The 17,923-nt window shown below is 72.7% G+C and carries 13 protein-coding genes and 1 tRNA gene; 6 read left to right on the top strand and 8 right to left on the bottom strand.

From position 1 onward, the window contains the following. Genes ACVHNB_RS01630 through sbnA form a run of 3 tightly spaced genes read right to left on the bottom strand, consistent with a single transcriptional unit; the run spans nucleotide 1 to nucleotide 2,241 of the window. A complete protein-coding gene (locus ACVHNB_RS01630; protein ID WP_428953253.1) occupies nucleotides 1-213 on the bottom strand; it encodes an MbtH family protein in 213 nt (70 codons plus the stop codon). 46 nt (nucleotides 214-259) lie between these two features. Next, nucleotides 260-1,249, bottom strand: a complete 990-nt coding sequence (gene sbnB, locus ACVHNB_RS01625; RefSeq protein WP_456227256.1) for a 2,3-diaminopropionate biosynthesis protein SbnB — start codon at nucleotides 1,247-1,249, stop codon at nucleotides 260-262. A gap of 8 nt (nucleotides 1,250-1,257) precedes the next feature. Next, the gene (sbnA, locus tag ACVHNB_RS01620) at nucleotides 1,258-2,241 is read right to left on the bottom strand and encodes a 2,3-diaminopropionate biosynthesis protein SbnA (RefSeq protein ID WP_428953255.1); all 984 of its coding nucleotides are present in this window, start codon (nucleotides 2,239-2,241) and stop codon (nucleotides 1,258-1,260) included. Between the two features lie 197 nt (nucleotides 2,242-2,438). Here sbnA and ACVHNB_RS01615 point away from each other — a divergent pair, with 197 nt between their 5' ends. The 5 genes from ACVHNB_RS01615 to ACVHNB_RS01595 all read left to right on the top strand — a co-directional run bounded on the left by ACVHNB_RS01615 (nucleotide 2,439) and on the right by ACVHNB_RS01595 (nucleotide 9,576). Beyond that, the gene (locus ACVHNB_RS01615; protein WP_456227255.1) at nucleotides 2,439-4,274 is read left to right on the top strand and encodes an acyl-CoA dehydrogenase family protein; all 1,836 of its coding nucleotides are present in this window, start codon (nucleotides 2,439-2,441) and stop codon (nucleotides 4,272-4,274) included. Continuing rightward, nucleotides 4,271-5,986, top strand: a complete 1,716-nt coding sequence (locus ACVHNB_RS01610) for an acyl-CoA dehydrogenase (protein WP_456227254.1) — start codon at nucleotides 4,271-4,273, stop codon at nucleotides 5,984-5,986. Before ACVHNB_RS01615 ends, ACVHNB_RS01610 begins: the two co-directional genes overlap by 4 nt. A gap of 94 nt (nucleotides 5,987-6,080) precedes the next feature. Continuing rightward, nucleotides 6,081-6,377 (top strand): acyl carrier protein, encoded by a 297-nt coding sequence (locus ACVHNB_RS01605; protein ID WP_428953258.1) that lies wholly within the window; start codon nucleotides 6,081-6,083, stop codon nucleotides 6,375-6,377. Next, a complete protein-coding gene (locus ACVHNB_RS01600; RefSeq protein ID WP_456227253.1) occupies nucleotides 6,377-7,765 on the top strand; it encodes a condensation domain-containing protein in 1,389 nt (462 codons plus the stop codon). Before ACVHNB_RS01605 ends, ACVHNB_RS01600 begins: the two co-directional genes overlap by 1 nt. 47 nt (nucleotides 7,766-7,812) lie before the next feature. After that, on the top strand, nucleotides 7,813-9,576 hold the full coding sequence (locus ACVHNB_RS01595) for a fatty acyl-AMP ligase (protein WP_456227252.1): 1,764 nt from the start codon (nucleotides 7,813-7,815) through the stop codon (nucleotides 9,574-9,576). 53 nt (nucleotides 9,577-9,629) lie between these two features. Here the strand turns inward: ACVHNB_RS01595 and ACVHNB_RS01590 are convergent, their stop codons facing one another. The 4 genes from ACVHNB_RS01590 to ACVHNB_RS01575 form a co-directional block, all read right to left on the bottom strand. Continuing rightward, nucleotides 9,630-10,925, bottom strand: a complete 1,296-nt coding sequence (locus ACVHNB_RS01590) for a DUF1015 family protein (RefSeq protein ID WP_428953261.1) — start codon at nucleotides 10,923-10,925, stop codon at nucleotides 9,630-9,632. Nucleotides 10,926-11,034: 109 nt separating this feature from the next. Next, nucleotides 11,035-11,108: transfer RNA gene (locus ACVHNB_RS01585), tRNA-Thr, on the bottom strand. A gap of 124 nt (nucleotides 11,109-11,232) precedes the next feature. Beyond that, nucleotides 11,233-12,810 carry an alpha/beta hydrolase gene (locus ACVHNB_RS01580; protein WP_456227251.1) on the bottom strand — a complete coding sequence of 526 codons (1,578 nt, stop codon included), beginning with the start codon at nucleotides 12,808-12,810 and terminating at the stop codon, nucleotides 11,233-11,235. 106 nt (nucleotides 12,811-12,916) lie between these two features. After that, nucleotides 12,917-14,122 (bottom strand): DNA polymerase III subunit delta', encoded by a 1,206-nt coding sequence (locus ACVHNB_RS01575; protein WP_428953263.1) that lies wholly within the window; start codon nucleotides 14,120-14,122, stop codon nucleotides 12,917-12,919. Between the two features lie 81 nt (nucleotides 14,123-14,203). Here ACVHNB_RS01575 and ACVHNB_RS01570 point away from each other — a divergent pair, with 81 nt between their 5' ends. Next, a complete protein-coding gene (locus ACVHNB_RS01570; RefSeq protein WP_456227250.1) occupies nucleotides 14,204-14,653 on the top strand; it encodes an N-acetyltransferase family protein in 450 nt (149 codons plus the stop codon). A 20-nt stretch (nucleotides 14,654-14,673) separates the two neighbouring features. Here ACVHNB_RS01570 and tmk read toward each other — a convergent pair whose 3' ends face one another. After that, complete coding sequence (tmk, locus tag ACVHNB_RS01565; protein ID WP_456227249.1) at nucleotides 14,674-17,811, bottom strand: dTMP kinase; 3,138 nt, start codon at nucleotides 17,809-17,811, stop codon at nucleotides 14,674-14,676. Nucleotides 17,812-17,923: the final 112 nt, after the last annotated feature.

The following is a 17,923-nucleotide window of genomic DNA, read 5'->3' as shown; positions in this document are numbered from 1 at the left end:
TCAGGCAGCGGCGCCCTCCATGCGGCGGCGCAGGCTCAGCGGACGCATGTCGGTCCACACCTCGTTGATGCGGGCCAGGCACTCCTCGCGGGTGCCCTCGGTGCCCTCGGCGGTCCACCCCGCGGGCAGTTCACGGTCGGCGGGCCAGATCGAGTACTGCTCCTCGGCGTTCAGGACGACGCGCTGGGCGGGGGTGGCGGACTGGCTGGACATGGTTCTCCTCGGAGACGTACGGAAGGGATGACGGAAGGGGGCCGGGTCAGGACAGGAAGTCCGTGACCTCCACGCCGATGCCGAGCTCGCGGGCGCCGGCCTGCACGTCGACGGCGAGGGCCAGGTCGAGGACGCCGAGGCCGAACGGCGAGTAGACGGTGACCTTGTCCGGGTCGGGCGTGAACGCGACCGTGCCGTTGATGAGCTGGCCGATCGACGCGTCGATGAAGGCGCGGCCGCCGGTGATCTGCTCGGTCAGGTGCAGCGACGTGCGCTCGCGGCACACGTGGTCCGCGTCGTCGACGATGTTGTGCGCGCCGTTGATGGAGAGCGGGTCGATGTCCCGCAGCGAGATGTGCAGGACCACGGTGCCGGGCTCGGCGGCCGTGAGGTCCGCGTGCGGCTCGCCCGCGTTCGTGGCGAACGAGACGAGCCGCTGGGCGGCCAGGGCGTCGTCGAGGCTGTCGGCGAGCTGGATCACGGCGTCCGGCAGGATCTCCTTGCAGGCGCGGGCGAACTCCTCGGCACGGGCCCGCGAGGTGTCGTGGACCGTCACCTCGCCGAGCGTGTCGATCGCGGCCTTCAGATAGCGCAGGATCTCCAGGTTGATGACGCCGCAGCCGATGAGGGAGACGCCCTTCGGACGGCGCCCCTCGGTGAGCATGTCGGCGGCGAGGGCCGCGCTGGCCGCGGTCCGCGCGGCCGAGATCAAAGACGCTTCGAGCAGCGCCTCGGGGTGTCCGGTGCGCAGCGAATTGAGCACCATCACGGCACTGGCGCGCGGGATTCCGGAGTGAATGTTCGCGGGGAACGAGGAAATCCACTTGAGTCCCGCGGCCGGGCTCTCGCCGCCGCGATAGGACGGGAGTCCGATGATGCGGTTCGCGGGCTGGTCGGGAAAGCGCAGGAAGATGGAGTGCGGAACGGCGGTGGCGCCCCGGTCGTGCAGTGCATAGGTCTGCCTGACCAGTTCTATGTGTTCCTTCTCCCTTCCGCTGAGCATCTTCTCTACGTCTGCCTTGCGCAGTACGAGCATCGGGCGTTTCAGTCCTTCCAAAGATGCGACACTTCACCGAAGTGTTCGTGCACCCAGTCGTCGGAATAGACGGTGTTGAGATAGCGGTCGCCGCCGTCGGGGAATATCAGCGCGCTGACCGAACCGGCCGGAATGCGCGGCAGCATCCGCTCCGCCGCGGCGAGTGTCGCCCCGGACGAACCGCCGGCCAGGATCGCCTCGCGGGCCACCAGGCGGCGGCAGGCCACCACACAGTCGAGGTCGGAGACATGCACCACCTCGTCGGCCGCGGACGGGTCCATCAGGGCCGGCACGACGGAGGCGCCGTGGCCGGGGATGAGCCGGCGGGTGGGCAGCTGGCCGAAGATGGCGCTGCCCTGCGCGTCGACCGCCACGACCTTGGTGCGCAGCCCCTCCTTGCGGAGGTGGTCCGCGCAGCCGCGCAGCGTGCCGAAGGTGCTGACCGAGCAGAAGAGGTAGTCGAGCCGCCCGTCGAGCGCCTCCACGATCTCCCGCATCGTCCGCTCGTGCGCCTGCGGATTGGACAGGTTCGCGTACTGGTCGGGCGAGTACGCGTGCGGGATGCTCGCCACGAGCTCGCGCACCCTGCGCAGCCGCACCGGCAGGAACTCGCCGGTCGCCGGATCCCGCTTGTCGACCACCTCGACCTCGGCCCCGTAGGCCCGCATGATGGCCAGGTTCTGCTCCGTGGTCTTGGCGTCGACCACACAGATGAACCGCAGATCGAAGTACCGGCAGATCTGCGCGAGGCCGACCGCCAGATTTCCTGAGCTCGATTCCACGACCACCGAACGCCCCGGCGTTATCTTGCCGGTGCGCAGCGCCTCGAGAAGCATGTTGAGGCCGCTTCGGTCCTTGATGCTGCCACCTGGGTTGAACCGCTCGATCTTGGCAAAGAATTGTGAGTGCTCCCCGGGGAACACTCTCTCCAGTTTCACCAGAGGCGTCTTGCCGATCGTCCCCAGAATCCCCGAATCAAATGTTTTCGGCATGGATTCCCTTCCACCTGTTAGGCGTGCAGTGGAGACACTAGTTCGCCTTTGGAGGAGGTAACGGGTTCAGCGCTGGCAGGCAGATGCAGCCGCAGCATCCTGACACCGAGATCCTGCGACAGCGCTCTGTCCGGTGACCAAGACTGGGGCCATTCAGAAATCCCGGAGTGCTCGCATTCTCAGATTCAGGTGGAGTCGTGACGGAACCTCAACTCGCACCCCCGCGGCGGTACGCGCCGTACGACCGGGCCGGCGGCTTCGACCGGGCCCTGGGCCATCCCGCCCGCAGGGACCTGCCGTTCTTCGCGGCCCGGCTGCGCGAACTCGACGCCGCGGAGGCGTTCCCCGCGGAAGCGGTGCGCAGGCTCGACGCGCTGGACCTGCCCGCGCACTACGTCCCCGCCCGGCACGGCGGCGCCCTGCACAGCTATGAGGATCTGCTCCAGCTGGTGCGGGTGGTGGCCCGGCGCGATCTGACCGTGGCGATCGCGCACACCAAGACGTATCTGGGCGCGGTGAGCACCTGGGTGGGCGGATCGGCCGACCAGGCGGCGGAGTTGGGGGCGCGGGTCGCGTCCGGTGCCGTCGTCTCCTGGGGCCTGACCGAGCGGGCTCATGGCAGTGATCTGCTCTCCGGCGAGCTGACCGCGACCCCCGTGGACGGCGGGTACCGGCTCGACGGCGAGAAGTGGCTCATCAACAACGCCACCCGCAGCGACCTGGTCTGCGTCCTCGCCAGGACCTCCCCGGCGGGCGGCACCCGCGGCTACAGCCTGCTCCTCGCTGACAAGTCCCAGCTGGAAGAGGGCAGTTACACCTGTCTTCCGGCGGCGAGGACGCACGGCATCCGCGGCGCCGACATCAGCGGCATCGCCTTCGACGGCGCCGTCGTGCCCGCCTCCGCGCTGATCGGCGAGGAGGGCGAGGGCATCGAGACCGTCCTGCGCAGCCTGCAGATCACCCGCACGATCTGCGCGGCGCTCTCGCTCGGCGCCGGCGACCGGGCGCTGCGCATCGCCACCGAATTCGGCCTGGAGCACCGGCTGTACGGCAAGCGGCTGATCGATCTGCCGCAGGCGCACCGCGCCCTCACCGAGGCCTACGCCGATCTGCTCGCCATGGAGGCCGTCACCCTGGTCGCCTCGCGGGGTGTGCACACCCTCACCGAGGAGATGAGCGTCTCGTCGGCCGCGGTGAAGTACCTGGTGCCGACCACCGCGGACGAACTGATCTCCGCGATGGGCCAGTTCCTCGGCGCCCGCTCCTTCCTCAGCGAGGAGTTCGCGCACGGCCTCTTTCCCAAGCTGGAGCGCGACCACCGGATCGTCGGCATCTTCGACGGCAACACGCTGGTCAACCTGAACGCCCTGATCAACCAGTTCGCCGCCCTCGCCCGCGGCTACCGGGCCGGACGCACCGACACCGAGGGCCTGGCCGCCGCGGCCGCGCTCGACGCGGACATACCGGCCTTCGACCCGGCCCGGCTGGTGCTGACCTCGCGCACCGGCAACAGCGTCGCGGCGTCCCTGCCCCGGAGCCTGGTGGAACTGCGGGAGCTCACGGCCGCGGGCGAGGCCCCCGAGAGCCTCCTGGCCGTCGCCGAGCACCTCCTGCGGATCAGCGACACCACGCACGAGCAGATGGCCGCCCACCGGCCGAGCCCGCGCGAGGTGCCCGCCGCGGCCTTCGACCTGGCGCACCGCTACACCCTGTGTTCCGCCGCGGCGGCCTGCGTCCAGGTGTGGCTGCGCAACCGGAACACCGTCACCGCCGGCACCACCGCGACCGCCGGCCTGTGGCGGGACGGCCTGTGGCTGGAGGCCTGCCTCAGCCGCCTCGCCGAGCGGCTGACGCCCGGCACGCTGCCCGAGGACGGCACCGACGGCTCCGCGGTGCTCGACCGGCTGATGCCGCTGCTCGTCGACCAGTACGAGAGGGGCGAGATGTTCTCCCTGCTGCCCTTCCCGCTCGCCGAGTCGGAGACCGGCACCGCGACCGGGCCCGCCGGCTCCCCCGCCCAGGAGGCGTCATGACCGAGCAGAACGCCGTTCCCGGCGGCCCCGACGTCCTGGAAAGAGCGCTCGGCGACGCCCACGACCCGGACAACCCGCTGGGGTACGCCGCCGTCCTCGCCGCCGACGAGCGCGCCGAGATCCTGCCGGCCGGTGAAGCCGCCCTGGACGCCTACGGGTTCAACGCGGAGTACGTGCCCCGGCGGCACGGCGGACGTCTCGGCCGGATCGACCGCCTGATGCGCATGATGCGTACGGTCTCCCGCCGCGACCCCACCCTGGCCCTCGGCTACGGCTTCACCAACTACATCTCCGGCTCCGCCATGTGGACGGCGGGCAGCGACGTCCAGCAGAAGCGGATGGCGCAGATCCTGCTGGCCGGCGGCAAGACCGCGGCGGGCTACAACGAACTGCCCCACGGCAACGACTTCACCCGCACCGACCTCACCGCCACCTTGACCGCCGACGGCAGCCGGTACCTGATCAACGGCCGCAAGCAGATCGTCAACAACCTGGGCCGGGCCGACGCCGTGGTGCTGCTCGCCCGCACCGGCGCGGGCCCCGGCAACCGCAGCCACTCCCACCTGTGGGTGGACCTCACGGACGCCCCCGCCGACCAGCTCCGCAGGGACTACCGCTTTCCCACGGTCGGACTGCGCGGATGTCTCATCGGCGGCGCCGACTTCACCGACCTCGCCGTCCCCGCCGACGCGCCCGTCGGTCCGGTCGGCAGCGCGATGGAGACCGTCCTGCGCGCCTTCCAGACCACCCGCGCCGTGCTCCCCGGCATGATGGTCGGCACCGCCGACACCCAGCTGCGCACGGTGACCCGCTTCGCCCTCGACCGTGCCCTGTACGGCCGCCGGGTCGCCGACCTGCCGCACGCCAGGGCCACCCTGGTCGGCGCCTTCCTGGACCTGCTCGCGGCCGACTGCATGTCGACCGTGGCGTGCCGCGCCCTGCACGTCCTGCCCGGCCAGACCAGCGTCGTCACCGCGGTCAACAAGTACGTGGTGCCCAAGGTCCTGCACAGGACGTCGCACACCCTGGGCACCCTGCTCGGCGCGAACTCGTACTGGCGCGACGGCCGTTACGGCATCTTCCAGAAGTTCTTCCGCGATCTGCCCGCCATCACCTTCGCGCACGCCAACGCCGCCGTCTGCCAGGCCACGACGCTGCCCCAGCTGCCCCGGCTCGCCGCCGCCAGCTGGGGCACGGCCGAGCTGCCGCCGGCCGCGCTCTTCGACCTGTCCGCGCCGCTCGACGACATCGACTACCAGGCCCTCGAACTCACCTCACGCGGCGCCGACCAGCTCACCGCCCTGCTCCACAGCCCCGCCGCCGTCGCGGCGCTGCCCCCGGCCGCCGCCCGGATCACCGCGCTGCTCCGGGACGACCTCGCCGACCTCGGCCGGCGCTGCCGGGTCCTGCCGCCGAGCGAGCACTCGGTGGTCGCGGGCCGCTCCGGCTTCGCGCTGGCCGACCGGTACGCGCATCTGTCGATGGCCGCCGCGTGCATCGGCGTATGGCGGCACAACCAGCACAGCGTCGACGCGTTCCTGCGCGACGACGCCTGGCTGACCGGCGCCCTCGCCCGGATCGCCGCGCGCCTGGGCCACGACGTGGGCGCCCTGCCCGACGCGGTGGAACACCGGCTGTTCGCCGAACTGACCGCGAGGGAGGAACAGCGTGCGGGCTACGACCTCGACCGTTCGCGGCTGGCGCGGGCCTGACCGCGCCCCCGCGTACCCCGACCCGTATCCGTATCCGGACCAGAAGCCCTACCCCACCAATTTCCACACCCTTCACATCACCAGGAGCCTCCTCATGGCCACCTCCGGCACCGACACCACCACCGGCACCGCCACGACCGACACCGCGACCGTCGAGACCGTCCGTACCTGGCTGATCGAGCGCGTCGCCTACTTCCTCGACGTCAAGCCGCAGGACATCGCCACGGACGACCTGCTCGTCGAGATAGGCCTCGACTCCGTGTACGCCCTCACGCTCTGCGGTGACGTGGAGGACGAGTTCGGCATCCTCGTCGAGGCCACGCTCGCCTGGGACCACCCCACGATCGACGCGCTCACCGCGCACATCCACTCCGAACTCGCCGCTCGGTGATGGCCCAGGACCGAGCCCTCTCCATCGGGCAGGAAGCGCTCTGGTTCCTGTACCGGATGGCGCCCGACAGCCCCGCCTACAACGTCCAGGCCGCCCTGCGGGTGCGCGGCGGCCTGGACGAGGCACGGCTGCGGCGCGCGCTGCGCGCGGTGGTGGAACGGCACGACGTGCTGCGCTCCACCTTCACCGAGACCGCCGCGGGCCCGCAGCGGGTGATCGGCCTCCCGGACCTGGTGCAGCTCCAGGTCCGGGAGGTTCCGGGCGTCACCGGGAACAGCCGACTGGAGAAGTACGTCAAGGAGTTCGGCGACACCCCCTTCGACCTGACCGACGAGGGCACCTGCCGGGCGCTGCTGCTGCGCATCGCCCCCGACGACCACGTGATCGTCGTCTCCACCCACCACATCGTCACCGACGCCACCTCCCAGTGGCTGCTGCTCCAGGACCTGCTCGACGCCTACGCGACGGACACCGCACCGCCGCCCCTGGCCCGCGGCTACGACGCCTACGTGCGGGGCGAGCAGGAGCTCCTCGGCGGCACCCGCCGGGACCAGCTGGTCGCGTTCTGGGAGGAGTTCTGCGCGGACGCCTCCGCCGCCGAACTCCCCTCCGACCGGCCGCGCGCCCCGCGCCCGCCGGCCGTCTTCAACGGCGCCACCTGCGAGGCCCGGCTCCCCGACGAGCTGCTGCCGCGCCTGCGCGAGGCGGCCAGGCGGGCGGGCGTCACCCCGTTCGCCCTGACGCTCGGCGTCTTCCAGTCCCTGGTGCACCGCTACAGCGGTCAGCGGGACTTCCTCATCGGCTGCCCGACGACCACCCGCAGCGGCCCCGGCATGCGCGAGGTCGTCGGCTACCTCGTCAACACCCTGGTGCTGCCCGCCCACTTCACCGACACGACGACCTTCGGGCAGGCCGCGAACACGGCGCAGCGCCAGGTCATGCGGGCCATGAAACACATCGGCTACCCGTACGCCCTGCTCGCCGGCGAGGAACCCTACAACGGTCGGAACCCGCCCGTGCGGATGGTGTTCACGATGGTCGCCCCCGGCCGCCTGGAGCCGCTCCTGATGCGGGTCACCGAGGCGGCGGCCCGGGGCACGGACACCGAGTACGCCGGTCTGCGCGTCGCGCTCATCGACGTACCGCAGCTGGAGGGCCAGTTCGACATCAACGTGGAGATGCGGCAGAGCGAGTCCGCGCTGACCGCGGTGTTCCGCTATGCCACCGACCTGTTCGACGAGTCGACCATCCGCCGGCTTCTCGATTCCTACGTGCAGTTGCTCACCGCGGCCGTCGACGATCCGGACGCCCCGGTGGCCACCGCGGCACTGGTCCGGGCCGACGACCTGGACGACCTGCTGGCGCTGGGCCAGGCATCCGACTGGTGACCGCGCCCGCCACCCACACCCGCTTCCCGCCTACCTCTGGGGACCCCATGCTCAAGGACGACCACACGCTCCTGCAGGCCCGCAGCGCCACGGCCCGCATCCGCACGAACGCCCATGTCACCCCGGACGACCCGGCGGTGATCTTCGTACGAGACCCCAACTCGCCCGACGGCGACGAGACATGGTCGTACGCCAGACTCGACCACGAGGCCCGCAGGATAGCGGGCTGGCTCCAGGAGCGGTACGCGCCCGGTGACCGGGTGCTGCTCCTGTACCCGGAGAGCCTGCAGTTCGCGGCCGCGTTCGTCGGCTGCCTCTACGCGGGCATGGTCGCCGTCCCGTCCTCGCTGCCCGGCCAGTACAGCCACCAGCGCCGCCGGGTGGACTCCATCGTCGAGAACGCGACCGTCGCCGCCGTCCTCACCAGCGAGGCCGTCGCCGCGAGCGTCCTGGACTGGGCGACCTCCGACCCGGGCCGCGAGATCGTCTGCGCCGTCACCGACGGCCCCGACTTCACCGACGCGCACGCCGAGGCCTGGCGGGTGCCCGCCGTCGACCAGGACACGCTGGCCCTGCTCCAGTACACCTCGGGATCCACCTCGGACCCCAAGGGCGTCATGGTCGATCACGGCAACCTGCTGCACAACTCGGCGGCGCTCAGTACCGCGTTCGGCCTGGACCGCACCACCCGGTTCGGCTCATGGATCCCGCAGTACCACGACATGGGGCTGCTCGCGATCCTGCTGCCGCCGCTGCTGCTCGGCGGCTCGTGCGTCCTGATGAGCCCGACGACCTTCCTGAAGCGGCCGCACTGGTGGCTGCGGATGATCGACAAGTACCGGATCAACTGGTCCGCCGCCCCCAACTTCGCCTACGAGCTGTGCGCCCGGCAGATCACGGACGAGCAGCTCGCCGAACTCGACCTGTCCCACTGGCGGTACGCGGCCAACGGCTCGGAGCCGGTCCAGGCCTCCACCCTCGCCGCGTTCGCCAAGCGCTTCGCGCCGGCCGGGTTCCGCAGCGACACCATGGCGCCCTGCTACGGCATGGCCGAGGCGACCGTGTTCATCTCGGGCACCGGACCGCGCGAGCTCGCCGTCACCCGCATCGACGAGTCCCGTCTGGAGCGGCACGAGTTCCACCCGGTGGGCGAGGGCCGGCCCGGCCGCGACGTGGTCAGCTGCGGCACGGCCCAGGAGTACGCCGTACGGATCGTCGACCCGACCACCCGCGAGGCGCTGCCGCACGGCCGGATCGGCGAGATCTGGCTGCGCGGGTCCAGCGTCGCGCAGGGCTACTGGGGCCGTGCGGACGCCACCCGCGAGACGTTCGGCGTCAGCACGCTGGACGGGGACGCCGGCTACGTGCGGACCGGCGACCTGGGCACCCTGCACGACGGCGAGATCTACGTCACCGGCCGCATCAAGGAGGTGCTGATCCTGCGCGGCCGCAACATCTATCCGCAGGACGTGGAGCACGGGCTGCGCCGGCAGCACCCGGAGCTGGTGGGCCTGTTCGGCGCCGCGTTCGCCGTCCCGGTCGCCACCGGTGACGGCGGTACGGAGGAGCAGCTCGTGGTCGTGCACGAGGTGCGCGGCTCGGTCGGCGCCGACGAACTCCCCCGTCTGGCCGCCCGGATCAAGGGCGGCATCGCCCGTGACTTCAGTGTCAGGCCCGCGGCCGTGGCGCTGGTCAGGCGCGGCGCGGTGCTGCGCACCACCAGCGGCAAGATCCAGCGGGCGGCGATGCGCGCCCAGTTCCTGGACGGCGGGCTCGTGAGCCGCCACCTGGACGGTGCGCAGGCCGCGTGACGCGCGAGGGGCGCCTCACGACGAGGCGCCCCTCGTGTTCCGGCGCACCGCGCTCAGGACAGGTCGAGGCTGCGCATGACGAGTCCGGTGGCGGGCTTGGGACCGAAGGACGTCGACTTGCGCGGCATCCGCACGCCGACCCCGGCCAGCTCCCGGACGGTCCGCTCGCCGACCGGCCGCATCAGCACGGCCGTGCCGCCCTCCCGGTGCGCCTGCGCGACCGCGGCCCGCGCGTCATGGACGTAGGCGATCTCGTCGGGCTCGTCGGGCACCTCCCACACGTGGTCGAGCAGCGTGGTGTGCAGCACGGTGGCGTCCAGCTCCCGCCAGGCAGCCGGCCGGTCAGTTGGCACGGTCCGCGCGAGCAGCGCGGGATCGGGCCGGTCCAGCAGATGGAACACGCGGGGTCCGGCCCCGGTCAGCAGCAGCGCGTTCCCGCCCTCCCGGGCAGCGCCGGCCAACGCATCCAGCGCGGACGGCAGTTCGCCCCGCACCTCCCGGACCCGGAACGCGCCCTCGACGGCGGCCAGCGCCCGTGCCACCGGCAGCCGCCGCAGCACCCGGTGGATGGCCCGCACCCGGAACGGATAGCGCCGGGTGTCCACGAGCAGCGCCAGCCCGAAGTCCCAGCCCCCGGGCTCCCGCCCGCTGCTGTCGCCCGCCTCGTCCCGCAGCCGCAGATACGTGGCCCACCGGTGGTGCCCGTCCACGATCATCGCCTGCCGCCGGCCGAGATCGGCGTCGATCCGCGCCAGCTCCACCGGATCCGTCACCGCCCAGAGCCGGTGCCGCACCCCGTCCTCCATCACGGCGGTGACGAGCGCGGGCCGCCGCACGGTGCGCTCGATGACACCGCCCGCCCCGTACGGTCCGTCGTCCCCCTGGTAGGCGAGCAGCATCGGCTCCAACTGGGCGGCAGTGGCCCGCAGCACACCGGCCCGGTCCTCGACGACGTGCTCGAACACGTCCTCGTGCGGCAGCACCACGTCCTCCCCGTGCCGCGGCAGCCGCAGCGCACCGACGATCCCGCACTGCACGAAGCCGGCGCCGCGCTGCTCGCACACGTACAGCGCGGGCTCGGGATCGGCGGCGATGACCCCCTGTGACAGCCAGTCGGCCAGGGTGCGCACGACGTGCGCGGTGCGGTCGGCGGGGGTCCGCCCGCGCGGCAGGATCAGCCGCACGATGTGGAACGGATCGCCCGGCTCCGTGTCCGCCACCCCGTCGGCGGTGACCGCGGCGAGCGCTCCGACACTGCCGGCCCGCTCCGGTACATAGCGCAGCCCACGAAACGGATGAAGCTGAAGTCCGCCCCGGACGGGGGCCGGCACAGGAGCCGTGAAATTCATGGCCGCAGCGTAGAAAGCCGCTCTTTCACCTCGATTTCAGGCACTGAGGCGCGCTCCGCATCACGCAGAAACCCCAGGTCAGTCCTGCTTGACCTGGGGTTTCAAGAAGAGCCGCCTTCGGGATTCGAACCCGAGACCTACGCATTACGAGTGCGTTGCTCTGGCCATCTGAGCTAAGGCGGCGCCGCCGCGCGCACCGGAGTGCGTCAGCAACGTCGCCAATCCTACACGCTCCCCGGGGGTGCTCCGCCCACCCTTTTTGACCGGGGAAGAGCGGGGCCGACCGGGGCTGACCAGGGGCTCACCGCTACGAACAGCGCTTTCCGTCCGCGGGCGGGGTGCCGGTGAGCAGGTAGGTGTCGATCGCCCCGTCGATGCAGTCGCTGCCGCGGCCGTACGCCGTGTGGCCGTCACCGTCGTAGGTGAGCAGGCGGCCGGAGGAGAGCTGGCCGGCGAGGGCCTGGGCCCACGGGTAGGGGGTGGCCGGGTCGCGGGTGGTGCCGACCACGACGATGGGGGCGGCGCCGTCGGCGGTGATGCGCTGCGGTTCGCCGGTCGGCCGCACCGGCCAGTGGGCGCAGTTCAGTGAGGACCACGCGAGGCCCGCGCCGAAGACCGGGGACGCCTTCTCGAAGGAGGGCAGCGCGTCCTCGACCTCCTTCGACGAGGTGAACGCCGGCGGCTGGTCGAGGCAGTTCACGGCGGCGTTGGCGAACATCAGGTTCGAGTACGTGCCGTCGGGGTCGCGCTCGTAGTAGCTGTCGGAGAGGGCGAGCAGGCCCGCGCCGTCCTTCTTCTTCATCGCGGCGGTGAGCGCCTCGCGCAGTTGCGGCCAGGCCCCCTCGTCGTACATCGCGGCGATCACGCCGGTGGTGGCGAGCGCCTCGCCGAGCTTGCGGCCGTCGGGGTCGCCGGTGCCGAGGGGCGTGCGGTCGAGGGTGGTGAAGAAGTCCTTGAGGCGGGTGCCCGCCTCGTCCGGGGTGCCGGTGCCGAGCGGGCAGTCGGAGCGGCCGACGCAGTCCTTCGCGAAGGACCGGAACGCCGTCTCGAACCCGGCGGTCTGCTGCCGGTTCAGTTCCTGCGCGGACAGCGACGGGTCCATCGCCCCGTCGAGGACGAGCCGGCCCACCCGCTCGGGGAACAGGCCCGCGTACGTCGCGCCGAGGAACGTGCCGTAGGAGGCGCCGACGTAGTTCAGCTTCTCGTCGCCGAGGGCCGCGCGCACGAGGTCCATGTCGCGGGCCGCCTCGACGGTGGAGACGTGCGGCAGGACCCGCTTCGACGTCTTGTCGTGCGTCTCGCAGCCGGTCGCGAACTTCTGGAACGCGGCGCCGAGTTGCTTCTGCTCGCCGGTGTCGTCGGGGGTGACGTCGGTCTGCGTGTAGGCGTCCATCTGCTTGCCGTCGAGGCAGGTGACGGGCGCGCTGCGGGCGACGCCGCGCGGGTCGACGGCGACCATGTCGTAGCCGGCGCGGACCTTCTGCGGGTAGCCGATGCCCGCGTACGCCTGGAGGTAGCCGATCGCGGAGCCGCCGGGGCCGCCCGGGTTGACCAGGAGCGAGCCGAGGTGCTTGCCCTTGCCCGTGGCCTTCTTGCGGGAGACGGCGAGGTCGATGTCGCCGGCGGACGGCTTGTCGTAGTCGAGCGGCGCCTTGAGGGTGGCGCACTCGAAGCCGGGGGCGCCGCACTCACGCCACTTCGGGCTCTGGTCGTAGTAGGCGCTGAGCCTGGTCCGGTCGGAACTGGGCAGCGCGGCGAGCGAGGCGTCCGCGGTGCCCGAACTCCCCGGCGAACAGGCGGAGATGCCGGTCAGCAGCAGTCCGGTGGCGGCGGCGAGAAGGACGGTCCGGCGGCGGGCGGTGGAGGGGTGGCGCCTGGAGTACATCCGGCGAGCGTAACGCTCCGCGCGCACATGGTCACTTTCTGTCGGTCCCTCGCGTGACAGCCCCGCCCGGCGGCGGCGCCCCGCGGCCAGAGCCCGGAAGCCGGATCTATCCCGCCCGCAGCGCCATCGTCATCGCCTCGACCGCCAGCAGCGGAGCGACATTGCGGTCGAGGGCCTCGCGGCACCGGCCGATCGCCTCGATACGCCGCAGGGTCGACTCCGGTGACGTGCCCCGGGCCAGCCGCTCCAGCGAGTCCTGGATCTCGATGTTGGCGAGGGCCACCCGCGAGCCGAGCTGCAGCGCCAGCACATCGCGGTACACGCCCGTCAGTTCGGTGAGCGCCAGGTCGAGGCTGTCGCGCTGCGAACGCGTCCGGCGCCGCTTCTGCTTGTCCTCGAGGTCCTTCATGACCCCGGCCGTGCCGCGCGGCATCCGGCCGCCGCTCTGCGCGCCGAGTGCCGCCTTCAGCTCCTCGGTCTCCTTGGTGTCGACCTCCTCGGCGAGCTGCTTGGAGTCCTCCGTCGCCGCGTCGACCAGCTCCTGCGCCGCCTTGAGGCAGCCGCCGACGTCCTCGACGCGCAGCGGCACCTTCAGTACGGCGGCCCGGCGCTCCCGGGCGCGCGGGTCGGTGGCCAGGCGCCGGGCCCGGTCGATGTGGCCCTGCGTGGCGCGGGCGGCGGTCGCGGCGGCGGCGGGCTCGACGCCGTCGCGTCGTACGAGCATGTCGGCGACGGCGTCCACGGCGGGGGTGCTCAGCGTCAGCAGCCGGCAGCGGGAGCGGATGGTGGGCAGCGCGTCGTCCACCGAGGGCGCGCACAGCAGCCACACGGTGCGCGGGGCGGGCTCCTCCACGGCCTTCAGCACGGCGTTGGCCGACTTCTCGTTGAGCCGCTCGGCGTCCTCCACGAGGATCACCTGCCACCGGCCGGTCGCCGGTGACGTGTACGACTTGCGGACGGTGTCGCGCATGTCCTCGGCGAGGATCTGCGTGCCGACGGCGGCGACGGTCGTGACGTCGGCGTGCGTGCCGAGCAGGGCGGTGTGGCAGCCGTCGCAGAATCCGCAGCCGGGGGCGCCGCCGAGCGCCCGGTCCGGCGACACGCACTGCAGCGCCGCGGCGAACGCGCGGGCCGCCGTGACCCGGCCCGCGCCCGGCGGCCCGGTGAACAGCCAGGCGTGCGTCATCTTCGACGTCGCGGGCGGCGGCGTGCCGGCCCCCGCGGAGGTCACCAGGGCGTCCGCGTCCCGCGCGGCCGCGTCCAGCTCCGCGACCACGCGCTCCTGACCGACCAGGTCGTCCCATACGGTCATGCGGTTACCGCCTTCCTCGAGCTCAGGCCATTGTGCCGGGAACCACTGACAACCCCGCCCGGACCGGGGTTGGCTACGCCCATGACTGATCTCCGTGTCGAGACCCTGACCGCCGCCGACAGCGCGCTGGTCGCCGACTGGCAGTACGTGCACAACACGATCGTGCCGGTCGCCTCCGCGTACCTCTCCTTGGACGACGTCCGCGAGCGCGCCGGGCGCAACGTCCTGGAGGTCGCGTACGCCGGGGACGTCCTCGTCGGCTGCTCGACCGTGCGCACCCCGCGGGACGGAGTCGCCGCGGTGATCTCGCGGGTGCTGCCGGACCACCGGGGCCGGGGGTTCGGCCGGGCGCTGTACGAGCGCGGGCTCGGCAAGGCCCGCGCCCTGGGCGCCGAGGCCGTCGAGACGGTGGTGCTGGCCTCGAACACGGCAGGGCTGCGCTTCGCGGAACGCGCCGGGTTCACCCAGGAGGTCGACCGGTACCGGCTGGACGGGGACACGGTGGACTGGGTGGAGCTCAGGCTGGTCTGAGCCCCACCCCCGCGCCGCGGTTACCGGCGGCGCCGTCCGCCCCGGTCGTCGTCCTCGTTCTGTCCGCCCAGCAGTTCGTCGGCCAGTGACGGCAGGTCGTCCAGCGGCGTCTCCTCCGCCCAGTCCGGGCGGGGGCGGCGCCGCGGCCGGCCCTCCTCGTCGACCTGCGGCAGCTCCGCCGTACGGGCGGCCTCGCTCTCCGGCTGTTCCGGCCGCGCGGGCCGCTCGTCGCGGAAGTACCCGGGCGGCACCCGGTCCTCGGTCCGGTCGGACACCTGGGGAAGCACGGCCGTCTCGTCCGCGGCACCGGCCGGCGGACGCGGCAGCTGCGTCGTCTCCTCGGCGTCCCGCACCGGCGGCAGCACCGCGGTCTCCTCGGCGTCCCGCACCGGCGGCAGCACCGCGGTCTCCTCGGCCTGGGTCGGCTCGGGCCGCACGATCGGCGTCGGGACCGTCGTCTCGTTGTCCGGCACGGAAGGCGCGGCGGACTCGACAGGCGCGGCGGGCTCGGCGGGCTTGCGGCGAGCCGCGGTCCCGGTCGACCGGGTGGCCGCCGTCGCGCTGGTCTGCGCCGCCTGGGCGGCCTGGGCCGCGAGCCGCCGGGCCTCTTCGGCGCGCAGCAGCGCCTCCTCGGCCTTGCGCTGCTTCTCCAGGCGCCGCTCCTCGGCCTCGGCGCGCAGGCGTGCCTCCTCCTCGGCCTGCTTGCGGCGGCGCTCCTCCTCGACGGCGCGGGCCTGCTCCTCGGCGAGGAGCCGGGCCTGCTCCGCCTCGGCCTTCTTGCGTGCCTCCTCGGCGCGCTGCCGGGCCTCCTCGGCCTGGCGCTCGGCCTCGATGCGCTGCGCCTCCTCCAGCTCGCGGCGCTGACGCTCCTCCTCCTCGGCACGGAGCTTGGCGAGCTGCTCCTGCCGCTCGCGCTCGATGCGCTCCTCCTCGGCCTTGCGCGCGGCCTCTTCCTCGGCCTTGCGCCGCGCCTCTTCCTCGGCGGCCTTGCGGGCCTCCTCCTGTGCCTTGATCTCGGCTTCGGAGAGCGGCAGGAGGAGGTCGAGCCGGTGCCGGACGACGGTGGTGACGGCCTCCGGCTCCTGTCCGGCGTCGACGACCAGGTAGCGGCCGGGGTCGCCCGCGGCCAGCGTCAGGAAGCCGGAGCGCACCCGGTTGTGGAACTCCAGCGGCTCCGACTCCAGCCGGTCCGGCGCCTCGGTGAACCGCTCGCGGGCGGCCTCCGGGTCCACGTCGAGCAGCACCGTCAGGTGCGGGACGAGGCCGCTGGTGGCCCAGCGGTTGATGCGGGCGACCTCGACGGGCGACAGGTCGCGGCCGGCGCCCTGGTAGGCGACGGACGAGTCGATGTAGCGGTCGGAGATGACGACGGCGCCGCGCTCCAGGGCGGGCCGTACGACGGTGTCGACGTGCTCGGCGCGGTCGGCGGCGTAGAGCAGGGCCTCGGCACGGTGCGAGAGCCCGGCGCTCGACACGTCCAGCAGGATGGAGCGCAGCCGCTTGCCGACGGGGGTGGCGCCCGGCTCGCGGGTGACGACGACCTCGTGGCCCTTGCCGCGGATCCACTCGGCGAGGGCTTCCGCCTGCGTCGACTTGCCGGCGCCGTCGCCGCCCTCCAGGGCGATGAAGAAGCCGGTCGCGGCGGGGGCCTGCGCCGGGTCGTTCCCGCCGAGCAGGGCGTCCTTCAGGTCGTGGCGCAGCGGTACGCCGCTGCGGTCGTCGGCCTTGGCGAGGACCAGCGCGGCGACGGGCAGCAGCAGCGCGCCGACCAGCATCAGGGTGAACGCGGCGCCGCCGTGGGCGAACACGAACTTGCCGTTCTCCAGGCGGTGCGGCCCGATGAGCGCGGCCAGCAGCGGCGCGGCCAGCACGGCCAGCGCGACGCTGACGCGGACGACGGCCTGCAGGTGCTCGGTGGTGCGGGCCCGCCGGTACTCCTCGGTCTCCTGGTCCAGGAGCGCGTGCCCGGTGTTGGCGGCGATGCCCGCGGCGACTCCGGCGACCGCGACGAGCAGGATCACGCTGGTGACGTCCGGGACGAGGCCGGCGGCGAGCAGGGCCAGGCCGGTCAGGGCGATGGCGAGCGCGAGCAGCCGGCGCCGGGACAGCGACGGAAGGACGGTCGGCGCGGTGCGGATGCCGACGACGGTGCCGCCGGTCAGGCCGAGGACGAGCAGCCCGAAGGTGACCGGTCCGCCGCTCAGGTCCTTGGCGTGCAGCACGGACACGGCGACGGCGGCCGAGATCGCTCCGGCGACGGCGGCGCAGGCGAGCACGAGCAGCGGGATCGCGCCGGTGCGTCCCTTGTCGATGCCGCTGCCGGTCTTCGGGCGGCGCAGGCCTTCGAGCGGCGACCGCGCGCGCGGGGTCTGCGTGCCGGGCAGTTCGAGGAAGAAGACGACGGACAGCGACGCGGCGAACAGTCCCGCGCTCACGTACGACGACAGCGCCACCTGGTGCAGCGCGAACCAGTCGACGCCCGCGGCGATCAGGTTCTGGACGAGCGTCACGATCACGAGTGCGGCGGCGGCCAGCGGTACGGCGACGAAGCCGGTCCGCAGCGAGAGGCGCCGCAGGGCGTCCATGTGGTCGGGCAGCGGCCGTACGGACGCGCCCTCCAGCGGCGGCGCGGGCAGCAGGGACGGCGCCGCGCTCTCCTTGGCGACGGTCCAGAACCGCTCGGCGACGCCGACGACGAACGCGGTCACGAGGACCAGCGCCAGCGCGTTGTCCGGAGTCCAGTCGATCCAGAGGGGGGCGACGATCAGCAGCGCGGCGCGCAGCCCGTCGGCGCCGACCATGGTCCAGCGCCGGTCGAGGGGGCCGCCCGGGGCGGTCAGCGCGGTCAGCGGTCCGAGCAGGACGGCGCCGAACAGCAGCGTCGACAGGATCCGGGCGCCGAACACCGCGGCGACGGCGAAGGCCACGCCCCGGTACCCACCGCCGAACGAACCCTCGGAGATGGCCGCCTGCAGGGCGAGCACCACGAGCACAAGCAGCCCGAGAACATCACCGACCCCGCCGACGAGCTGTGCTGACCACAGCCGCTTCAACTGCGGTACGCGCAGGAGCGCGCGCACGGCGCGCTCTCGGGAGTCCGCTACCAGGGCGTCGTCTGTGGCCGTGTGGGGGGCCGTTGGCTGCTCGGCACGGGTCATTCGTCCAGCCTATCGGGCGCCACCGACACCACGAGGGGCCGCCCGAACAAACAAACGCCCCCGGGGAGCGATCCCCGGAGGCGTCCGTCCGGATAAGTCCGACCCTCACATG

Source organism: Streptomyces sp. YJ-C3, from assembly GCF_053891275.1.
Note: the sequence above shows the minus strand (reverse complement) of the source record. Positions and strands in the feature narration are given on the sequence as shown.